This is a genomic window from Actinoplanes sp. NPDC048791 (genome assembly GCF_040650095.1).
Taxonomy (GTDB): Bacteria; Actinomycetota; Actinomycetes; order Mycobacteriales; family Micromonosporaceae; genus Actinoplanes.
Map to the genome: position 1 here is coordinate 1 of NZ_JBEZGQ010001687.1, position 1,152 is coordinate 1,152.

At 71.0% G+C, this 1,152-nt stretch carries 2 protein-coding genes; one reads left to right on the top strand and one right to left on the bottom strand.

Annotation, left to right across the window (positions count from 1 at the left end; all coding sequences use genetic code 11):
• Positions 1-140: 140 nt before the first annotated feature.
• On the bottom strand, positions 141-476 hold the full coding sequence (locus tag AB0C29_RS49635; RefSeq protein ID WP_360835520.1) for an STAS domain-containing protein: 336 nt from the start codon (positions 474-476) through the stop codon (positions 141-143).
• A 104-nt stretch (positions 477-580) separates the two neighbouring features.
• Between AB0C29_RS49635 and AB0C29_RS49640 the strand changes: the two genes are divergently transcribed.
• On the top strand, positions 581-1,152 hold a 572-nt coding region (locus tag AB0C29_RS49640; protein ID WP_360835522.1), incomplete at its 3' end, for a dihydrofolate reductase family protein.

A 1,152-nucleotide genomic window follows, 5' to 3' on the forward strand; every position in this document is an offset into this window, starting at 1 on the left:
GCCGACCGTGTGGCCGACCAGCTCGCGCAGACTCCAGTCGCCGGTGCCGGGGCCGTCCCAGCGGTCGGCCGGCAGCCGGGACACGAGGTCGGCGAAGGAGACGGCGGCGGCCCGGTAGTTGCGGCGATAGTCCATGGCCCTCACTCAGTCGTGGCGGGCAGGCCGAAGACGTGACTGAGGCCGGTCACCTGGATGGCCTTGCGGACCGGTTGCGACGGGTTGGTCAGGGTCAGCGACACCCCGTTGCTGGCCGCGGTGTTGCGCGCGCTCACCAGCGCCCCGAGCGCGTACGAGTCGATGAAGGTGACCTCGCTGACGTCCACGTTCAGATACCGGCACTCGCCGCTCGCGGCGGCGGCCGCCAGGCTGTCGCGGACCGCGTCCGCGCGGTCCAGGTCCATCTCCCCGGCGAGGACGGCGACCACCAGACCATCGGCGTCCACCTGCTGATACGTGACCACGGCGTCGTTCGGCATTCACCACACGATAGTCGCCGCCCCAAGATTGTCGATCCGAGGACCGCCCGTTCGTGTAACCGGTGCAGGCCCGCGCACGGCGGGCCCTCAGGAAGGAGAACACCGTGGGCGAGATCGTGGTCGTGGAGCAGCTGAGCCTGGACGGCGTCATGCAGGCACCGGGCAGTCCCGACGAGGACACCAGGGGCGATTTCCGGTACGGCGGCTGGGCCCGTCCCTACGCCGATCACGTCGCGGCCGCCACCATGGGCAAGGGGATGGGTGAGGACGGCGCGATGCTGTTCGGGCGGCGGACCTACGTCAACTTCCACGGGTTCTGGGCCCGGCAGACCGACGGCAACCCGTACACCGAGGTGCTCAACCGCAAGACCAAGTACGTGGTCTCGCGCACTCTGACCGAGCCGCTGCCGTGGCAGAACTCGGTGCTGGTCACGGGCGAGGCCGCCGACGCCGTGGCCAAGCTCAAGGCCGAGGTCGACGGGGCCCTGGTGGTGCTGGGCAGCGGCCTGCTCGTCCGGGCACTGGCCGCCGCCGGGCTCGTCGACGAGTACGTGCTGTCGATCCACCCGCTCGCGTTGGGCGCCGGGACGAAGCTGTTCGGCGAGGGGGCCGCGGCGCACCGGGCGATGACCCTGGCCGACACCGTGACCACCACCACCGGGGTGATCATCGGCCG

What these genes read in the sequence shown, in the direction of transcription:
- AB0C29_RS49635 (WP_360835520.1), bottom strand. Translation starts at nt 476, where the DNA reads ATGCCGAACGACGCCGTGGTCACGTATCAGCAGGTGGACGCCGATGGT.